Source organism: Parasedimentitalea maritima (genome assembly GCF_005771405.1).
Lineage (GTDB): Bacteria > Pseudomonadota > Alphaproteobacteria > Rhodobacterales > Rhodobacteraceae > Parasedimentitalea > Parasedimentitalea maritima.
Genome location: NZ_VAUA01000012.1, coordinates 75,833 through 94,645 on the forward strand (window position 1 = coordinate 75,833; position 18,813 = coordinate 94,645).

Annotated in this window: 15 protein-coding genes; 5 read left to right on the plus strand and 10 right to left on the minus strand. The window is 52.6% G+C overall.

Annotation, left to right across the window (positions count from 1 at the left end; all coding sequences use genetic code 11):
- Positions 1–31: 31 nt before the first annotated feature.
- The 10 genes from FEE96_RS20400 to mtnK form a co-directional block, all read right to left on the minus strand.
- Positions 32–787 carry an ABC transporter ATP-binding protein gene (locus tag FEE96_RS20400; RefSeq protein ID WP_138164976.1) on the minus strand — a complete coding sequence of 252 codons (756 nt, stop codon included), beginning with the start codon at positions 785–787 and terminating at the stop codon, positions 32–34.
- A complete protein-coding gene (locus tag FEE96_RS20405) occupies positions 784–1,641 on the minus strand; it encodes an ABC transporter ATP-binding protein (RefSeq protein WP_138164977.1) in 858 nt (285 codons plus the stop codon). The genes FEE96_RS20400 and FEE96_RS20405 overlap by 4 nt, the downstream gene beginning before the upstream one ends.
- Entirely contained in the window at positions 1,638–2,555 is a 918-nt protein-coding gene (locus tag FEE96_RS20410; RefSeq protein ID WP_138164978.1) for an ABC transporter permease, read from the minus strand. The genes FEE96_RS20405 and FEE96_RS20410 overlap by 4 nt, the downstream gene beginning before the upstream one ends.
- A complete protein-coding gene (locus tag FEE96_RS20415; protein WP_138164979.1) occupies positions 2,552–3,610 on the minus strand; it encodes an ABC transporter permease in 1,059 nt (352 codons plus the stop codon). The genes FEE96_RS20410 and FEE96_RS20415 overlap by 4 nt, the downstream gene beginning before the upstream one ends.
- Complete coding sequence (locus FEE96_RS20420) at positions 3,611–5,206, minus strand: ABC transporter substrate-binding protein (protein ID WP_138164980.1); 1,596 nt, start codon at positions 5,204–5,206, stop codon at positions 3,611–3,613. It lies immediately after the preceding gene.
- 46 nt (positions 5,207–5,252) lie between these two features.
- Positions 5,253–6,302: a dipeptidase gene (locus FEE96_RS20425; protein ID WP_138164981.1), complete on the minus strand. Its 1,050-nt coding sequence runs from the start codon at positions 6,300–6,302 to the stop codon at positions 5,253–5,255.
- Between the two features lie 149 nt (positions 6,303–6,451).
- Positions 6,452–7,114 (minus strand): class II aldolase/adducin family protein, encoded by a 663-nt coding sequence (locus FEE96_RS20430; protein WP_138164982.1) that lies wholly within the window; start codon positions 7,112–7,114, stop codon positions 6,452–6,454.
- The gene (locus FEE96_RS20435; RefSeq protein ID WP_138164983.1) at positions 7,111–8,097 is read right to left on the minus strand and encodes a sugar-binding transcriptional regulator; all 987 of its coding nucleotides are present in this window, start codon (positions 8,095–8,097) and stop codon (positions 7,111–7,113) included. Before FEE96_RS20435 ends, FEE96_RS20430 begins: the two co-directional genes overlap by 4 nt.
- A 2-nt stretch (positions 8,098–8,099) precedes the next feature.
- Complete coding sequence (gene mtnA / locus FEE96_RS20440) at positions 8,100–9,206, minus strand: S-methyl-5-thioribose-1-phosphate isomerase (protein WP_138164984.1); 1,107 nt, start codon at positions 9,204–9,206, stop codon at positions 8,100–8,102.
- The gene (gene mtnK, locus FEE96_RS20445) at positions 9,203–10,465 is read right to left on the minus strand and encodes an S-methyl-5-thioribose kinase (protein ID WP_138164985.1); all 1,263 of its coding nucleotides are present in this window, start codon (positions 10,463–10,465) and stop codon (positions 9,203–9,205) included. The genes mtnA and mtnK overlap by 4 nt, the downstream gene beginning before the upstream one ends.
- Before the next feature lie 135 nt (positions 10,466–10,600).
- Here mtnK and FEE96_RS20450 point away from each other — a divergent pair, with 135 nt between their 5' ends.
- From FEE96_RS20450 to FEE96_RS20470, 5 genes are all read left to right on the plus strand, one after another.
- Positions 10,601–12,115 (plus strand): sugar ABC transporter ATP-binding protein, encoded by a 1,515-nt coding sequence (locus FEE96_RS20450; protein WP_138164986.1) that lies wholly within the window; start codon positions 10,601–10,603, stop codon positions 12,113–12,115.
- Positions 12,116–12,128: 13 nt separating this feature from the next.
- Complete coding sequence (locus FEE96_RS20455; RefSeq protein ID WP_138164987.1) at positions 12,129–13,145, plus strand: ABC transporter permease; 1,017 nt, start codon at positions 12,129–12,131, stop codon at positions 13,143–13,145.
- Positions 13,146–13,173: 28 nt separating this feature from the next.
- Positions 13,174–14,220, plus strand: a complete 1,047-nt coding sequence (locus FEE96_RS20460; RefSeq protein WP_212744806.1) for a substrate-binding domain-containing protein — start codon at positions 13,174–13,176, stop codon at positions 14,218–14,220.
- A gap of 245 nt (positions 14,221–14,465) precedes the next feature.
- Positions 14,466–15,629, plus strand: coding sequence for an efflux RND transporter periplasmic adaptor subunit (locus FEE96_RS20465; RefSeq protein WP_138164988.1), 1,164 nt, complete (start codon positions 14,466–14,468; stop codon positions 15,627–15,629).
- A 3-nt stretch (positions 15,630–15,632) separates the two neighbouring features.
- Positions 15,633–18,761, plus strand: a complete 3,129-nt coding sequence (locus FEE96_RS20470; RefSeq protein ID WP_138164989.1) for an efflux RND transporter permease subunit — start codon at positions 15,633–15,635, stop codon at positions 18,759–18,761.
- Positions 18,762–18,813: the final 52 nt, after the last annotated feature.

Consider the following 18,813-nt stretch of genomic DNA (forward strand, 5'->3'; position numbering starts at 1 on the left):
GACCACAATGTGACCGGACAGTATTTGAGGGTTATGCTACCCGGTTGGCGGAGGCATGCAGGAGGGTTGCCGTATAGTCCTGAGTTGTTTTGCCTGCCCGCATATCAGCAACGTCGATGATCTCAACGATCTCGCCATTCTGCATGACTGCGACGCGTTCACACATATGGGCCACCACAGCTAAATCGTGTGACACCATCAGGTAAGTGAGACCATGTTCAGACCGCAAGTCACTGAGCAGATTTAAGATCTCAGCCTGAACGGATACATCCAATGCCGAAGTTGGTTCATCCAAAAGCAGGATATCAGGCTCGGGTGCGAGTGCACGGGCAATGGCCACCCGTTGACGCTGTCCGCCAGATAGCTGGTGTGGATAGCGAAAGCGGAACGCTGGCCCTAACCCTACATCCAACAACAGTTTGTTGATCCGATTATTTATGTCATCAAACCCGTGTAGATGCAGGGTTTCAGTGAGCACCTGATCAACCGAATGGCGCGGATGCAGTGAAGCGTAGGGATCTTGAAAAACCATCTGCACGGTCTTGTAGAATGCCCTGTCGCGTTTGTGTGTCAGATCAGCGCCTTCGATGGCCATGTGGCCATCCCATTGTGGGGCTAAGCCAGTGATCGCTTTCAGGATAGTGGATTTTCCTGACCCACTTTCCCCAACGAGACCAAAACTGGCGCCTTGCTCTACCGACAGACTGGCATTTTTCACTGCCTGAAACAGGTCGTGATGCTCGCCAAAGTAGACGCTCAGTTTTTCGATGGAAATTGCAGTACTCATGCGCGTCCCTCCACGCTGGGGGCGTCTCGCCATGCCGGATCGCGGGTTAGGACCTGCAACCGATCGCTTGGTTCATCAAACTTTGGCAGGCTGCCCAGCAACCCTTTGGTATAAGGATGTTGCGCCTCATGTAGTTTGTCGGCGTCACAGACTTCGACAATGCGACCAGAATACATGATGAGCACCCGGTCGCAGAACTGTGAAACCAGGTTCAGGTCATGGCTGATAAAGAGCAGACCCATGCCACGATCTTTGACCAGTTTGTCCATGATCGACAGAACCTGGCCCTGAACTGAAACATCTAGTGCTGAGGTGGGTTCGTCCGCAATCAGGATTTCCGGATTAGGGATCAGCATCATGGCAATCATGATGCGCTGTCCCATACCGCCGGACATTTCATGCGGATAGGCTTTCATCACCCGTTTGGGGTCACGGATTGCTACCGCTTCCAGCATCTCTACCGATTTTTTGTAAGCTTCGGATTTGCTGGCTTTGGCATGCAACCGATAGGCCTCGATGATTTGATCCCCCACGGTCATAACGGGGTTCAGTGAGAATTTAGGATCCTGCATCACCATCGAGATTTTCTCGCCTCGGATCGCACGCATATCCTTTTCAGATTTATCCAACAGGTTTTCACCGTGCAGGCTGATATGGCCTGCCTCGACGATACCTGGATTGCGGATCAGGCGAAGGATGGCGCGGCCGGTCAGGGATTTACCTGACCCACTTTCCCCAACAATTCCCAGTCGTTCACGTCCCAGCGAGAAGGAGACCCCGCGTACGGCATCAAAAATGCCGTTGCGGGTCGGGAATTTCACCCAGAGGTTATCTACGTCTAGAAGAGTGCTCATGATGCGCTGTCCTTTGGATCTAGCACGTCACGCAGACCATCACCCAGGAGGTTGAAGGCCAAAGAGACGGCAAAAATGGCAAGACCAGGCATGGTGGCAATCCACCAGTGATCCAGAATGAACCGGCGCCCTTCTGAAATCATCGCACCCCATTCAGGCGAAGGTGGTTGGGCACCAAGGCCGAGGAAACCCAGACCCGCAGCGGCCAGAATGATGCCCGCCATATCAAGCGTAACCCGGACGATCAGCGAGCTGATACACAGAGGCCAGATATGTTTGGTGATGATCCGCATCGGACCGGCACCCTGCAGGCGAATGGCGCTGATGTAATCCGATGAGCGGATCGTCAACGTCTCGGCGCGCGCCATACGGGCATAGGGAGGCCAGGCGGTCAGTGAAATCGCCAGAACAGCGTTTTCGATACCGGCACCCAAAGCGGCAACAAAGGCCAGAGCCAGAACCAGGCGAGGGAAGGCAAGGAAGATGTCGGTGATACGCATCAAGACGATATCAGTCCATCCACCAGCATACCCGGAGACTGTGCCGACCAAGAGGCCTGCAACAGGTGCAATCATCGCAACCAGCGCAACGATATACAGGGTAATCCGGGATCCGTAGATCATGCGGCTAAGAATGTCGCGTCCTAGTGAATCCGTTCCCAGAATATGACCCTCGGTGCCCAGAGGTTGCAAACGATTGGCAAGGTTCTGAACAAAGGGATCATGCGGTGCCAGCAAAGGCGCAAACACTGCAGATCCTACCAGAACAACCAGAATGGCCAGACCAATCATAGCCATGTGGTTTGAACGCAGCGATAACCAACCCTTGTACAGGGCGGCAAAGCGGGCTTGACGGCGCGAGGTTGGTGTGTCGGTCAGCAACCATTGGCGCAGAGTAAGTGATTGGCTGCTCATTTGGACCTCGGGTCGAAGATTTTGTAAAGAAGGTCGGAGAAGATATTCAGGCAGATGAAGATCAACCCGACTACCACGGTCGCACCCAGCACAGCGTTCATGTCCGCAGACAACAGTGCAGTTGTCAGATAGTTCCCGATACCAGGCCAAGAAAAGATGATCTCGGTCAGCACTGAGCCTTCCAACAGATTAGCGTAGCTTAACGCGATTACCGTAATCAGCTGGACCCGAATATTGCGGAATGCATGGCGCCATACTACGGCCCATTCGCTCATACCTTTGACCCGGGCGGTGGTGACGTATTCTGCTGAAAGCTGCTCTAACATAAACGACCGTGTCATTCGGCTGATATAGGCAAGGCTATAGTAACCCAGCAAAGAGGCAGGCAGGATGATATGGGAAAAGGCGTCGCGGAAGGCCCCCCAATCACGTGCAAGAGCGGAATCCACTAGGATCATGCCTGTCACGGACGGGATCATGTCTTCGTAGAAAATACCTTGACGACCGGGTCCTCCAACCCATCCCAGCACACCATAAAACAGCAATAGTCCCATAAGGCCCAGCCAGAAAATGGGCATGGAATATCCAACAAGAGCCACCACGCGGGCAATTTGGTCAATCCAGCTGCCACGGCGCACGGCAGCGATCACACCAAGTGGGACACCCAGAACGATACCAATGGTAATTCCAATTGTGGCCAGTTCCATTGTAGCGGGGAACACACGTCCGATGTCGTCAGAGACGGGTCTTGCCGTCAACAACGACATGCCAAAATCGCCGTGGAGGACATCCCAAACGTAGTAAGAAAACTGTACGATGAGCGGCTTATCGAGCCCAAGCTCAAGATATGCCGCGTGATATTGTTCCTGCGTGGCGCGTTCGCCTACAACAGCCAGAACCGGTTCGATAGGCATAACCCGACCAATGAAGAAGGTGACAAACAACAGGCCAAGCATTGTGACCGAGATTGACGCAAGGGTGACGAGCGTGCCCTTGAGCCAAGAAGGAAGAGGCAGCCGGGGCTGCCTCTTCGGATTATAGTGCGTTGACGACATTTACTTGGTCACGGTCCAATATGAAACCGCAGTAATCGCGCCACCGAGGTTCAGACCCTCGACATCTTCGTTGATGCCTGCTGGCTCAATCTTCTGGAACATCACAGCAAAAGGAGAGGTATCGCGGAATGTTGCCTGGATTTCATGATACATCGTTTCACGCTTGCTGCGGTCGCCTTCGACCACGGCGGCGGCAGACATGCCAGTCAGCTTGCCAGTATCCCAGCTGTTACGCCATGCCAGCAAACCAGTCGCCTGAGCTTCGTCCGAATTGTCGGGGTTGTAAGCAAAGGTGCCAGCGTTTGTGTGGGGATCAGGATAGTCCGGGCCCCAAGCACCAAGGTAAATGTCCAGTTCACGGGCGCGGTACTTGGACAGAACCTGTTTACCAGTCCCAACTTCCAGGTTCAGCGTGATGCCAGCCTGCGCAAAGGTGTTTTGCAGCGACTGACCGATTTCCAGACGTTCCTGAGCTTCGCGTACACCAACAGTCAGTTCCAGACCGTCAACACCAGCTTCGGCCAATAGAGCCTTTGCCTTTTCAACATCCATTGAGAACGGGTTCTCGTCGACGGCACCAAGATAGGTGCGCGGCAGGAAGTTCTGGTGAGTAACATATGCGCCCTTGAGGAAGCTGTTCTGCATGCCTTCATAGTCGATCAAGTACTTCAGTGCCTGACGGACTTCGGGCTTGGACAGCTCCGGGTGCTTCTGGTTCATCGAGATATACATCAGACGACCGCGCATCTCTTCGAGCACTTCGACGCCTTCTGCGTTGCGAACACCTTCAACATCTGATGGGTTCAGATCGCGAGCCACGTCAATGTCGCCGCGTTCCAGCATCAGACGCTGGGTAGCACTTTCCTGAACGTGACGAACGATCACGCGCTGCATGGCTGGCGCACCAAGATAGAAGTCAGGGTTAGCAGTCAGAGTGACGCTTTCCTTGGCTTTCCAGCTGGCAAGGCTATAGGCGCCGGAACCAGCTGAGTTGGTTTTCAGCCACTCATTGCCAAGATCGCCATCAACTTCGTTGGCCATAACGGTCAACTCATCAACAACACCACCGATAGTTGCTGTTAGGCAGTTCAGAACAAAAGATGTCGCGTATTCTTTGTCTGTGGTGATCGACACTGTGTTGCCGCTGACAGTGATGGTTTCGTCCATGTTCTCAGGAGTGAAGCCAAACTGTGTCAGGATGAAGGATGGTGTTTTGTTCAGTGCGACAACGCGCTTGAACGAAAAAGCCACATCTTCGGCGCGAACTGGATTGCCCGAATGGAACTTGACGCCTTCTCGCATGGTGAAGGTGATGGTTTTGCCATCTTCTGAGACAGTCCAGCTCTCGGCCAAATCAGGCTGGTAACCAGCGTCTAAGTTGTTGGGGTCAAAGTTGACCAGTTTGCCGTAGATGTTGCGCAGCACGTCTGAGCCAGCAAATTCAAAGCTTTGTGCTGGATCCAGAGTTGTGATGTCGTCTATGCGATTGGCAATGACCAGCATGTTCGCTGGTGTTTCTGCCATAACTGGCAGGGCAACGCCGCCCAAGGCAAAGCCAAGTGCAGCTGTCCCCATTAATTTTGTAAAAGCATTCATGATATTACTCCCTTTTGTTTATTAGCAGATAAGACCCTGTGTATTTTTACATCCAGGTCAGGTCGAGGACGCGCAGCCAATTCTCATGGCAAAGCTTCCTGATAAGTGCGGCGTCATAACCGCGGTCAACCATAGCGGTGCGCAGGTTTGGCAATCCAGCGATGGTTTTGATTTCAATTGGCACAGCGGCACCATCAAAGTCGGACCCAAGTCCAACCCGTTCTTCGCCAAGCTGTGCAATAAGATAGTCAAGGTGATCCAACATGGTTGTGATGGGGGTATCTTCATCCATTCGACCATCGGAACGCAAGAAGGCAACCGCAAAATTTAAACCAACCATTCCGTCACTTTCGCGAATGGCGTGCAACTGACGCTCAGTCAGGTTCCTGCTGTGCGTACTAAGTGTATGGGCATTCGAGTGGGTGGCGACCAGCGGTTTAGTGCTGTGCTTCGCAACATCCCAAAACCCAGCGTCGTTCAGGTGAGACAGATCAACCATGATGCCTAGGTCGTTGCATTTATTGACTAAACGAATGCCGTCGCTGGTCAGTCCTTCGCCGGTATCCGGCGTGCTAGGAAAGCGGAAGGGAACACCATGACCAAAAATGGTTGGGCGGCTCCACACTGGGCCAAGAGACCGCAAACCTGCCTGATAAAGCACTTCCAACGTGTGAAAATCTGGATCAATGGCTTCGGCGCCTTCCATGTGCATTACAGCAGCCATTTTGCCTTCGGCCATTGCGTCTTTGATGTCTTGCGTACATCGGCAGACTTTTAGTGCACCATCACGTTCCAGATTGAATAGAACTGATGCCTGTGACAGAGCCACCTTGATGGCATCGCCCCATTCAACTTGAGGGGGCAGCGGTAAGTCATAGCTACTTGCCATCATCTCGTCGTGACTGTCGGACAGAGCTGCTGCACCGGGGATGTAGATCGCAAAGAACCCGCCCGCAAAACCACCGGTACGAGCTTTGTCTAGATCGATTTGCTTACCACCTGATCCCTGGAAGCCATCTTTGCCCGGGCTGATATCGCGTTGGTGGAGGCGTAGAAGAACATCATTGTGCCCGTCGAAAATCAGCGGTTCGTGCATGAATAGTCCTTTGGAGTGAATCGTCGTAAGTGGCACCTTGCAGCATTATTCAATGAGTTCATAGGTCTAGCGGACCTTTGAGTGACAAATGGACTTCTCATATTGCTAAGTATGCCGCCTAAATTGATGAAAGTAAGAGGTATTTTTATTTACGCGTCTTTCAGCCCGTAGTTGCTGAACGCAGCGAGAACATCCTCGATTTCAGAATTGCTTAGAATGTGTGGCTCACCAATGCTCAGGCTTGCGACATATCCTTTGGCGAGTGTTTCAAGCTCAACCATCCGCCACATGGCGCGCTCCAGAGTGTCACCAACAACGACGGAACCGTGGTTGGCCATTAGGCAGCCGTGCCGGTCTTGCATCGCCTTATCCAAGTTGTCCGAGAGTGCTGCGCTGCCGAAAATTGCATAGTCGGCCAGTCGTACTGAATTGCCACCAAAAGCGGCAACCATATAGTGACAGGCAGGGATTTCGCGGCGGTTCATGGCCAGAGCGCTGCAATAGACTGGATGGGCGTGCGCCACGGCATGACTGTCAGGTTTGGAAAGCAGCAGCGATTGATGAAACCGCCATTCGGTAGAAGGTTTCAACTGTCCAGGATCTGGCGTGTCGCTCGTAAGCGGCATCGAAACAATCATTTCGGGGGTCAGTTGATCATATGCGACCCCAGACGGGGTGATCAGCATCTTGTTACCCGCTCGAACAGAAATATTGCCTGATGTGCCCTGATTGATACCCAGAGTGTTCATCGAAAGACAGGCATCGATCACTGCTTGACGAATTTCAGTGCAGTCAGAATAGGGGGATTTCAAGTTGTTGTCTCCAGCATGGCAGCAGCGGTATCGGTGCAGGTTGCGATATGGGTGGCATAGCCACCTTTAATGGCTGCCAGCATCGGCATAATTCGATCGGGCCCAGTACCAACCATCAAAGACAAATCTTTGTTGCGCATCTGATCCAACGAAACTCCGATCATCCTGTCTTCGATAGATATCGGCAGGGCTGCGCCGCCCTGATCGACAATGCGGCCGCAGATTACAGCGCTAGCCCCTTTGGTGACCTGATCGCGCATTGAGGCCGCACTGATGATACCTGCTTGCACCACATGGCTGTCCTCACGGCAAGTGCCGGCAGCAAATATCGTTTTATTACAGCTTTCTACGGCCTGAAGTTGTTCTGCCACCACGGGTTCAGCACGGAGTTGGTTAGCAAGGTTCTTATTTGTCAGCAATAATGGGACATGAAGGTTGATGCAATGCGCGCCAAACCGTCGCGCCAGCGTTGCAGAGCAGGTCTCTGCGGCAAATCCAAGGGCCGCAGGGCGCGATCCGACCAGCTGCACCACGGTTAAGTCATCCATGACTGTGTGAGGTGCGGCCTCGGCCACGCGATAAACAGTTTCGCCCCAGGCAACACCTAATCGATCACCGGGTTCCAGCAATGTTGGCAACCAATCCGCAGTGCCGCGCGCGACACGCTCCAACGTGCCGCGATCTGTCAATTCGGAGGGCACCACCAATGCATCCTTGAGGCCGAATTTTGCAACCATATCGCGCGCCAATTTCTGGTGCCGGAAAATATCGGGATCAATTGTAATCCGAACATATTCGCGCCGACGTGCCTCTTGCAGGTAATTCACCACAGACGCCCGGGAGATGTTCAAACGCTTGGCGATATCGTTTTGGTTCAGGCCTTCTATATAGTAACACCAGGTTGCTTCCAGAATTGCATCGTCTTGGCGGTCAGATCGGGAGGAACTAGCCATAACGGTGGATTTGCCTTTGGGTGGGGCCATGATCAAGCCGCGTCAGCTTCGGCGCGATCTGGGAACATCGCGGCCAGGCCTTGGGTGCTCGCCTCGCAGACTCCGCGCTCAGTGATTAAACCTGTGACCAAACGATTAGGTGTGACGTCAAAGGCTGGATTGCCACCTGCGGTACCGTCTGGGGTTACCTGAACTGTCCCAATGCGGCCGTCCACCAACCGGCCCTGTACATGAGTGATTTCTTCCTGACCACGTTCCTCGATCGGAATTTCGGCAACACCGTCATCAACGGTCCAGTCGATGGTAGATGAGGGCAGGGCGACATAAAACGGTACATTGTTATCTCGCGCTGCAAGCGCTTTGAGGTAGGTTCCAATTTTATTGCAGACATCGCCGCGCCGGGTGGTGCGATCCGTGCCAGTAATGACCATATCTACTTGACCATGTTGCATTAGGTGGCCGCCAGCATTGTCGGTAATGTACTGATGGTCAATACCGTGACAGCCCAGTTCCCATGAGGTCAGAGCACCTTGATTGCGCGGACGGGTTTCATCCACCCAGACATGGATCGGAAGACCTGCGTCATGTGCGTGGTACATGGGGCTGGTGGCCGTGCCCCAGTCAACAGTTGCGAGCCAGCCTGCATTGCAATGTGTCAACAGGCGAACCGGTTCGCCTTCTGGTTTCCTAGCCGCAATTTCTCTAATGATTTCTAGCCCATGCACGCCGATCATGCGGTTGATTTCGACATCTTCATCTGCCATTTCATGGGCCAGAGCCAGTGCTGCAGAAGCGCGTGCTTCAGTGGGTATTGGACGCAGTAGATCCCGGCAGCGGTTCAACGCCCAGCGCAGGTTGATCGCAGTGGGGCGAGTTGCATTAAAATATTCCCAAGCTTTGTCCATTGCACTGTCTGACGGGTCCAGCCGCATTGCCAGTGCCATGGCATAGGCTGCTGTGGCGCCGATGAGCGGAGCGCCTCGCACGCGCATTTCAATAATAGCGTCGGCAAATTCAGTTAGGGTATCGATCTGCTGAACGCGAAAGTCATGTGGCAGCCAACGCTGGTCGATAATCTGCAATGCGTTCTTGTCTGTGTCCCACCAAAGCGAGCGGTAGTGAGTTCCATTTACTTTCACAGGAAATCCCCCTTGTTGTATTGGCGTGCCAGGGCAACTAGGGTTCCGGCGTCCAAAATTTGATCTGATGTAAGAATAAGTTCTCGGCCCATCATAAGGTTACGGGCTTCTAGCGACGCCCGAAATGCGCTGTCTTTGATTTCTTCAAAATCTGCGTTGTGGGCCAATGATAGTGTCCTGCGATGCATTTCAATGCCACAATAACCCATGGCTTCGGTGCGGAGGTGGTTTAACAGCGACTGTAGTGCGGCTTGCGAGGAATGTCCCTGATCCTCAAACAATGTCGCCGGATATAGCATACCGGTTCGTTCATTGTTCCAAAGTGTGGTGAATTCGTCTTCAAACGTGACAAGGCTCTCACTGATTATGGCCAGTATCCATTCCTGATACTCATCGAGTGTATCCTCACTGCGATGGCCGGGTTGGCTGAAGTAGGCCATTAGGAAGTTCGCAATCAGCATTCCGAGATCAAAGCTCATTGGACCGTACTGTGCAAACTCCGGGTCGATCACCATGCTGTCGGTTGCCGTAGACATCACCGAACCGCTGTGCAGGTCGCCGTGCACCATGGTTTCAGTGTTAGAGGCAAAACTCATGAATAACTCTTGGACCCGCGTCTTTAATTCGACATCTTGCCGCAATTCGTTGACCACATCATCCAATTCAGGGGTGTGATGATTTCGTTCCGCGTTGAAATACGGATCAGCAAATACCAGAGCCTCGGTAATTGCTGGTATTTCAATATTGCCTGCAAACAGGCTGACGTCAGTCTTCTTATCACTACTTTTCATGGAAAGCTCTGATCCACGAAAGGCTGTGCGGGCGCAAAATGTTCCAAGGAAAGTCGCCAGACCCTGAACTCTTTCACCTGCGATCAATTTGTGCCGCAATATCGTATGGGGCGATAGAAACTCCATCACGATCAACGCCTGGTCATTATCAAAGTGATATATCTCGGGCACGGTACCGGGATTGCGTGCAGCCTGACGAACAAGTGCTTCATGTTCATAGTAGGCGCGATACAGCGGCAGCGGCCAGCTGTCACCAACCAGGCGAACATAGGGCAGGGCCTGCTTTACAATAGCACTGCCTTTGCTGCCCTCGACGATGAACACTAGGTTGAGATTGCCGTCACCGACCTCCTGAATCTTCCAGTCCTTGGTTTCTGTCCCGACCCGGCTGGTGAGAGAGGTCAATTCGCCCAGGCGGGTACTCAATGTGTCTGACGTCAAAGCTTTATACGCTGTCGTTTGAAGCATGTGCTGGGTCTTCCTCCCTTTGGCTTAGATCGGAAATCGCACAAACTTCTACATATGTCAAATCGTTTGACAATGTTTGATATCGAGGTTAGGAACAGGTAAGGAGCGCCTTCATCGTGGCGTGTTGGGGGATGTATGAGCCAAACAATTTGCGAAGTGCGTGGCGTCGAGAAGTCCTTTGGCAGCAATCGTGTTCTGCGTGGAATTGACCTCTCTATGTGTGCGGGGGAAGTCACCGTCCTTATGGGGGCAAACGGTGCCGGCAAGTCGACGCTTGTCAAAGTGCTTTGTGGTGTTCATTCAGCGGATGAAGGGGAGCTGGTTTTGGCTGGAAACCCTTACACGCCAGTGGATGCAGCAGATGCAATTTCCCAAGGGGTTGTAACTGTTCACCAATCTATCGATGACGGGGTTATTCCTGACTTGGATGTCGCCACTAATCTGATGTTGGATAAGCTGACTGCACCAGGCGCTGGACTGTTTGTGAATGACCGCAAACTCCGGGCTGAAGCGCGAAAAGTCGCAGAGGCCATGGGGCTGACGATGAATGTGCGCCAATTGGTATCTGAGCTGGATGTGGCTGACCGTCAGATGATTGCCATCGCGCGCGCACTCGCGCGTTCTCCCAAATTGTTGATCCTTGATGAACCTACGTCTTCTCTTTCAGCAACAGAAGCCGAGCGGTTATTTGCGTTGATCGATCGACTTAGGTCAGCCGGTGTGGCGATCTTATATATTTCTCACCGGATGTCTGATATCAGGCGCATTGCTGACCGAATTGTATCAATGCGTGATGGTAGTATTTCGGGTTTGTTTGATACTCAACCGTTGGATTATGAGGGGGCGGTTACATCCATGTTGGGTCACGCTATGACGGATGTGGATATCACCCCGGAGACCAACAGCGCACCTATTTTGTGTTTAAAGGCCATCAAGCTCCGTGAAGACAGTCCTCCAATTGATCTGGTTGCCAATGATGGTGAAGTGATCGCGGTGACTGGCTTGCTTGGTAGCGGCAAAAGCCAATTGGCTGAGGTCATATTTGGATTGTCGCGGCCCATTGCAGGGAAAATGAAGTTGGATGGCGGTAGCTATCAGCCCGCCAATGCAAAGTCCGCCGTGAGTGCCGGCGTTTTCATGTCGCCCAAAGATCGCGCAAGTAATGCGGTTATCCCTGATTTTGACATTGCGAATAATATGACGCTGCCATTCCTGGGGAGCTTTAGCCGTTACTATAAGCTGTCGGATCGAAAGCAGCGGCGCGCGTCCGAAGAGATGATCGGAAACATTGGCATCGTATGCCAATCCAATCGTGACGGGATTGGCACCCTGTCTGGAGGAAACCAACAGAAGGTGATGATTGCGAGATGGCTGCTAAAGCCCGGTCGGGTCTTGTTACTTGATGAGCCGTTTCAGGGAGTGGACATTGGCGCTCGGCGGGACATTGGTCGCCATATTCGAGCCACCGCCAAGGGGCGTGCAACAATTGTATTTGTCGCTGAGATCGACGAGGCGCTTGAAATAGCCGATCGGATAATTGTGCTGAACGAGGCCGCAATAGCCGGCGAACACATCAACCAAAACATAGACTTGGCAAAACTGGTGGCAGAGGTCTCTGGCCCGTCGCTCAGCCCAGCCTTAGCAGGATAAGTCGGCGAAAATCATGAACAACGAACGTATTTTAAATTTGGCAATCCGCTATGGTTTTTTGGTTCTGCTAGCCGGTATTGTTATGTACTTCAGCCTTGCGGCAGAAGGGTTCGCCAGCCCTCGATCGGCCGTTTTTGTGCTGCAATCGGTGGCTATCACCGGCATTCTGGCACTTGGGGTGACCAGCACACTTGTGGTCGATGGTTTTGACCTTTCCATTGGATCTGTTGCGACCTCATCTTTGATGCTGTCTGCGTATTCTATGGTTATTCTGGAATATTCCGCGTTTGTAACAGTTTTGCTTTGCCTGACAATGGGCGCCCTAGTTGGGTTGGTAAACGGGTTGCTGATCGTCAAAATGCGGGTGCCGGATTTGTTGGCAACATTGGGTATGATGTTTCTGCTGATTGGATTGCAGCGCATTCCTACTCAAGGGAACTCGATTGCGACCGGTATGCGCTTGCCCGATGGGAGCATTGCAGAGGGAACCTTTGCAGCTGAATTTCTTTGGATTGGCCGTCACCGGTTTGATATGTTTATAGAAAAGCTCTTTCCGATGCCCGTAGTGGTGTTCCTACTGGTGGCTGTTGCGGTTTGGCTTTTCCTTGGTTTCACGCGCCACGGTCGACTTATGTACGCGATCGGCTCAAACCAACGCGCCGCTGAACTGGTGGGGACCAACGTCAGCCGCTACAAAGTCCTAGCTTACATGATCTCCGGTGTTCTGGCCTCGGTCGGGGGGATCTTATTGGCAGCACGCCTTGGGCGCGGAGATATTGCCTCAGGTAACAATCTGCTGCTGGATAGTGTGGCGGCGGCACTGATCGGGTTTGCAGTGCTGGGAGCCGCTCGTCCTAACGCATTTGGCACCGCAATTGGTGCGCTGTTTGTTGGCATCTTGTTGCAAGGGCTAACAATGATGAACGCCCCTTACTACACACAGGATTTTGTGAAGGGAGCGGTGCTGGTCGCAGCGCTTGTTTTCACATTCTACCTGTCGTCCCGCAGATCCTCTGCTGGTCGGCATTGAATATCGTTATTTCATGGGAGGAATACACATGTTTCTGAGACGTCAGATGTTGAAACTCACGGGCGCTGCGGCGCTGACCTTGGGAATGGGCGGGGCGGCGCTGGCTGGTGATATGCCTGCACCCTTCGATAAGGCTGGTGAGGTGAAAATTGCCCTTGTCCGCTATCTGTCTACGGGTGACTTTTTCCAATCCTACCTGTCTGGAGTTGAGACCCAAGCGGAAGCACTGGGTGTCGATCTAAGGGTATTTGATAGTCGCCAGGATGCGGCCTTGCAGGCTGACATGGTGGATCAGGCGATTGCGCTTGGGGTTGACGGGATCATCATTCAGCATGGACTGACTGAGTCAATGAAGGACGCAGCCCAACGCGCTGTCGAAGCAGGCATTAAGGTTGTCGCTTTTGATGTGAATGTCGAAAACACCGCTATTCCGCAGGTCGAGCAATCGGACTATATGCTGGGTAAACTGGCGCTTGAGCAGGCAGTGGTTGACAATGGCGACAACTTCACCGCCGGCTATGTCTACGTTCCAGGTATTGCACCGCTGGACCGTCGTGACGTGGCTTGGGAGGATATCAAAGCGGCCAACCCAGGCATCAAGCAAGCCGCAATGTTTGGGACTTTGGATAATCCAATTGCAAACTCGGTTGCCAACCAGGCGCGGTCTGTCTTGCAGGCCAATCCAAATATCAATGTGATCTTTGCGCCCTATGATGAATTTGCCAAGGGTGTAAAAATCGCCGTGGACGAGGCTGGATTGACTTCAGACATCAAGATCTATTCGGCGGATGTGTCGACAGCTGATATCTCGGCAATGCGCGAGCCGGGGTCTGCCTGGGCAGCAACTGTTGCCACTAACCCAGCTGTTGTTGGTGAAGTTTCAGTCCGGACTTTGGCGCTGATGTTGGCCGGTGAAACGCCTGATGCACAGGTTATTGTGCCACCAACCTTGATCACTCAGGATTTCCTGAATGCCGAAGACATCAAGAACATGGGGGATCTCGGTTCGAAAATGCCGCAGTTCGCCCACGCTGATGTTTCGATGGCTGACTGGATGCCTTTGCCGAAGCGCTAATTCTGCCAAATATCGACTAATTGATCCCGGTGCGTGGTTTCGCACCGGGATTTTTGTTTCTGGACCTCCGGAATTGCGGCCCTACGGCCAGATCCAGAAGATCAGCGAACTTATGCCAAATGTTCTAGGATTCTTGCAGTTGGCTGTACGCTTGATACACATGGGTGAATTGAACCTAAATTACATTAGGGATTCCTTTGCCACGGCAGGCAGTTGCCCGCCGGATGCACCCGAAAGGCGCAAGAATGACCCGTATCAAACAAACACAACCAGCACTGCGTTCCGTGACACGCCGGATTTTGGCGGTGAGTACCGCAATAGCCCTTTGCACTGCACCAATGGCCATCGCACAAGAGACAGCTCCAGCACCAAAGGTGTCGGTGATGGCGGCGGTGACTAAGCCCATCCGCAACTCGGAATCCTTCATTGGCCGCGGCGAAGCCAAAGATAAGGTGGATGTAATTGCACGCGTGAGTGGGTATCTTGAAGAAGTGTTGGTCGAAGACGGCGCTGAAGTGCAGGCTGGTGATCTGCTGTTTCGTATTGAGCGAAGTGCCTATGAGGCTACGTTGGAAGCCCGACGCGCCGATTTAGACAAGGCCGAAGCCAATCTACAGCTGGCGTCAGTTGATCTTGCCCGAAAACAGGAACTTTTCACGCGTGGTGCGGTTCCCGAAGCAGAGCGAGATACCGCTTTGGCAAATGAAAAAGTAAGTGAAGCACAGGTTCGAGCAGCCAAGGCAGCTATTCAACAGGCGGAGCTTGACCTGAGTTATACCGAAGTGTTTGCGCCTTTTGCTGGTCGTGTAGGCCGGGTTGCTGTCAGTGTTGGCGATGTGGTCGGTCCAACCAGCAAGCCGCTGGTAAATGTTGTGCGCGAAGCCCCGATCTATGTGTCTTTTGCTTTGAACGAAAAACAGTTCGTCAGCATTCTGCAAAAGATAGAAGGCGCAGAAGTTACGGAAGAACAAGAACGAGAACTGTTCGAAGTATTTGTAATCCTTCCCAATGGTACCGAGCTGGAAAAACGTGGTAAGTTTGCATTTGCTGACAACCGAATTGATCCAAACACAGGTGCAATCACTCTGCGAGCTGAGTTTGAGAATACCAGCCGTTTGATTGTTGATGGATCGTTTCTTACGGTTGGGTTGGAGGCGCAGAAAGCTGAGGACCGGATTGTCATCAGCCAGGCCGCGATGCAGCGCGATCAACAAGGACCATTTGTACTGGTAGTAGATGACCAGCAGTTGGTTGAACAGCGGTACATCGAAACTGGGGATGTTGTGGGAACCGGTATTATTGTGCTGGATGGGCTTGAAGCGGGTGAAACCGTCGTAGTGGAAGGCCTGCAACGTATACGCCCCGGCGCCAAGGTCGATCCGGTTCTGGCCAATCAGGCCGGAGAATAAGCCATGCTTTCATCCGTATTTATTTCGCGACCTAAGTTTGCGATCGTAATTTCTCTGGTTCTGACCATTATGGGGGCAATTGGGTACCTAGCTCTACCAGTCGCCCAGTTTCCCGATATTACACCGCCCGTGGTCAGCGTGAGCGCCAACTACACTGGCGCCAACGCAGAAACAGTTGAGAAAAGTGTTGCCGCACCAATTGAAGCGCAGGTGAACGGTGTGGATGACATGATCTATATGTCGTCCAGTTCTTCTGACACTGGCAGCTATTCCCTTTCTGTTACTTTTGAAGTGGGAACTGATCCCGACATTGCTTCGGTCAACGTTCAAAACCGAGTAGCTCAGGCGATGTCTGGCCTACCGGCTGAAGTCACATCGTCCGGCGTGGTGACGCAAAAAAGTTCCACCAATATGCTATTGGTGGCAACGCTGACCTCGCCCAATGATACCTATGATGATGTTTTCTTGTCTAACTATGCAGCCATCAACATCAAGGACGCGCTCAGCCGGGTCCAGGGCGTTGGTAAAGCTGACATTCTAAACAACCTGAGCTATGCTATGCGGATCTGGATGGATCCGAACAAAATGGCTGGGCTGAGCATCACACCCGGTGATTTGATCAATGCGGTACGAGAGCAAAACCTCGAAGTTTCTGCAGGGCAAATTGGTGCGCCACCGGTTCCCGGAGATCAAACATTCCAGTACACCATCAAATCCAAAGGCCGTCTGACAACGATTGAAGAGTTTGGTGATATTGTTATCCGTACCGGTGAGGCAGGCAGCACCGTACGTGTGCGCGACGTGGCCACCGTGGAACTGGGAGCCGAATATTACAGTGTTTCAGGCTATTATGAAGGTAACAAAGCAACAATTCTGGCTGTCTATCAGGCGCCAGGAGCCAACGCACTTGCCGTATCAGAGAATGTGTTGTCGGAACTGGACCGCTTGTCAGCGTCTTTTCCAGACGACGTCGTTTATTCAGTACCGTTCAACACAACTGACTTCGTTGAACAATCTCTAAACGATGTGGTGTCGACACTAATTCTTGCCTTTGTACTCGTAGTTTCAGTGGTTTTTGTCTTCCTTGGCTCATGGCGTGCAACAATTGTGCCAGCGGTCGCAATCCCTGTATCCCTGATCGGCACATTTGCATTCTTGCTGCTGCTGGGGATGTCACTGAACACAATTTCGCTGTTTGCTTTGGTTCTTGCCATTGGCATCGTGGTTGATGACGCCATCATCGTAGTGGAAAACGTAGAACGCATTATCGCCGAGGAAGGGCTGAGCCCCGCTGATGCAACCCGTAAGGCCATGGGGCAAATCACCGGACCCGTGATTGCGACCACATTGGTCTTGTTGGCGGTGTTTGTTCCAGTGACGTTTATGCCCGGTATCACTGGCCGACTGTTTTCTCAGTTTGCTGTGACCATTTCGGTGGCGGTTGTGATTTCGTCGATCAACGCTCTGACGCTGTCGCCTGCACTTTGCGCACTGGTTCTTAAGGCGCGTTCTGGTCCTCCGACGGGACTACTGGCCAAGTTTGAAAACGTGATTGATGTTATGCGCAATGGTTATCTTGGCATTGTTGGTCGTCTACTACGGTGGCCGTTCTTGGCGGTGGCAATCGTCATAGCAATGTATGCCGGCACGGGAACACTTTTTGGCGTCACCTCCAAGGGTTTCTTGCCAGCCGAGGACAATGGCTACCTGTTTGTTGATGTACAGCTGCCAGATGCTGCGGCATTGGGTCGTACTGAAGTGGTAACCAAGCGGGTCAACGAACAGATAGAGCAAATCTCAGGGGTGAATAACACCATTCTGGTCAATGGCTTTAGCCTGCTCAATGGCTCTGGTGCAAACGGGGCTATGATCATTGTTAACCTTGATCCCTGGGATGAGCGTGAAGCGGATGAATTGCAGCCCAATGCTATCTTGGGTCAGATTTATGGCATTGCAAATGGTGAGGCTGCTGCCAGCATCGTTGCCTTTAACCCACCACCGATTTCAGGTCTAGGTATGTCAGCTGGGGTCGAGATGGAAGTTCAACAAACTGCGGGTGGTACGCCTCAGGATTTGGCTGCGGCAGTTGGGTCCTTGGTATATGCCGCCAATCAGCGTGCTGAAATCGGTCAGTCATATACCACTTTCCGGGCCAACGTACCGCAGGTGTTTGTTGATCTGGACCGCGAAAAAGCCAAAACTCTGGACGTGCCAATCTCAGAAGTGTTCCAGACTATGCAGGCACACCTGGGGTCATTCTATGTGAATGATTTCAACCTGTTTGGCCGGGTCTACCGGGTTATGGTGCAGGCTGATGGCTCTTACCGAGACAAGATCGAAGATATCGGCAATCTCTATGTCCGGTCTCAGGCTGGGAATATGGTTCCGTTGTCCACGCTGATGGATGTCGAAAACATCCTCGGTCCAGTCATGTTGAAGCGTCACAATATGTTCCGGTCGGCCACTGTCACCGCGGTACCTGCGGCGGGCCTGTCAACTGGGGATGCTATCCGGGTTATGCAGGAAGAAGCTGCGACAGCACTGCCTCCAGGCTACGCTTTTGAATGGACTGGAACCGCCCAGCAGCAGCAATCCTCATCCGGGTTTGTGATTGTGATCATCTTTATGGCTGTCTTGTTCACCTATTTGTTCTTGGTGGCCCAATATGAAAGCTGGACGATGCCGGTGGCAATTCTGTTGTCGGTGGTTGTGGCCATGTTTGGTGCGGTTTCCGCGGTGTCCTTAACTGGCAGCGACATCAACCTTTATACACAGATCGGTATGATCATGCTGATTGGTATGGCGGCTAAAAACGGTATTCTAATCGTCGAATTTGCGATGGAGCGTCGAGCAGACGGCCTGTCGATTAAGGATGCTGCTTATGAGGCTGGACGTCAGCGATTTCGGGCTGTGATGATGACCGCCTTTTCATTCCTGCTGGGCGTTGTTCCGCTGTTGATTGCATCGGGCGCAGGGGCAGCCAGCCAAAAGGCAATTGGCGTTGCAGTGTTTGGCGGCATGCTGATGGCAACAGCCGTGGGTGTCATCGTAATCCCAGTGCTCTATGCCTTTATGCAGGGGCTGCGAGAACGTGTGAAGGGCACAGGAAGTAAAACGACATCAGTCGGTTAACTGTAATTTATCACAAAGGCCCGCCGGTTTTGTACCGGCGGGCCTAATTTTT

What these genes read in the sequence shown, in the direction of transcription:
- FEE96_RS20400 (WP_138164976.1), bottom strand. Translation starts at nt 787, where the DNA reads ATGAGTACTGCAATTTCCATCGAAAAACTGAGCGTCTACTTTGGCGAG.
- FEE96_RS20405 (WP_138164977.1), bottom strand. Translation starts at nt 1,641, where the DNA reads ATGAGCACTCTTCTAGACGTAGATAACCTCTGGGTGAAATTCCCGACC.
- FEE96_RS20410 (WP_138164978.1), bottom strand. Translation starts at nt 2,555, where the DNA reads ATGAGCAGCCAATCACTTACTCTGCGCCAATGGTTGCTGACCGACACA.
- FEE96_RS20415 (WP_138164979.1), bottom strand. Translation starts at nt 3,610, where the DNA reads ATGTCGTCAACGCACTATAATCCGAAGAGGCAGCCCCGGCTGCCTCTT.
- FEE96_RS20420 (WP_138164980.1), bottom strand. Translation starts at nt 5,206, where the DNA reads ATGAATGCTTTTACAAAATTAATGGGGACAGCTGCACTTGGCTTTGCC.
- FEE96_RS20425 (WP_138164981.1), bottom strand. Translation starts at nt 6,302, where the DNA reads ATGCACGAACCGCTGATTTTCGACGGGCACAATGATGTTCTTCTACGC.
- FEE96_RS20435 (WP_138164983.1), bottom strand. Translation starts at nt 8,097, where the DNA reads ATGGCCCCACCCAAAGGCAAATCCACCGTTATGGCTAGTTCCTCCCGA.
- mtnK (WP_138164985.1), bottom strand. Translation starts at nt 10,465, where the DNA reads ATGCTTCAAACGACAGCGTATAAAGCTTTGACGTCAGACACATTGAGT.
- FEE96_RS20450 (WP_138164986.1), top strand. Translation starts at nt 10,601, where the DNA reads ATGAGCCAAACAATTTGCGAAGTGCGTGGCGTCGAGAAGTCCTTTGGC.
- FEE96_RS20455 (WP_138164987.1), top strand. Translation starts at nt 12,129, where the DNA reads ATGAACAACGAACGTATTTTAAATTTGGCAATCCGCTATGGTTTTTTG.
- FEE96_RS20460 (WP_212744806.1), top strand. Translation starts at nt 13,174, where the DNA reads ATGTTTCTGAGACGTCAGATGTTGAAACTCACGGGCGCTGCGGCGCTG.
- FEE96_RS20465 (WP_138164988.1), top strand. Translation starts at nt 14,466, where the DNA reads ATGACCCGTATCAAACAAACACAACCAGCACTGCGTTCCGTGACACGC.
- FEE96_RS20470 (WP_138164989.1), top strand. Translation starts at nt 15,633, where the DNA reads ATGCTTTCATCCGTATTTATTTCGCGACCTAAGTTTGCGATCGTAATT.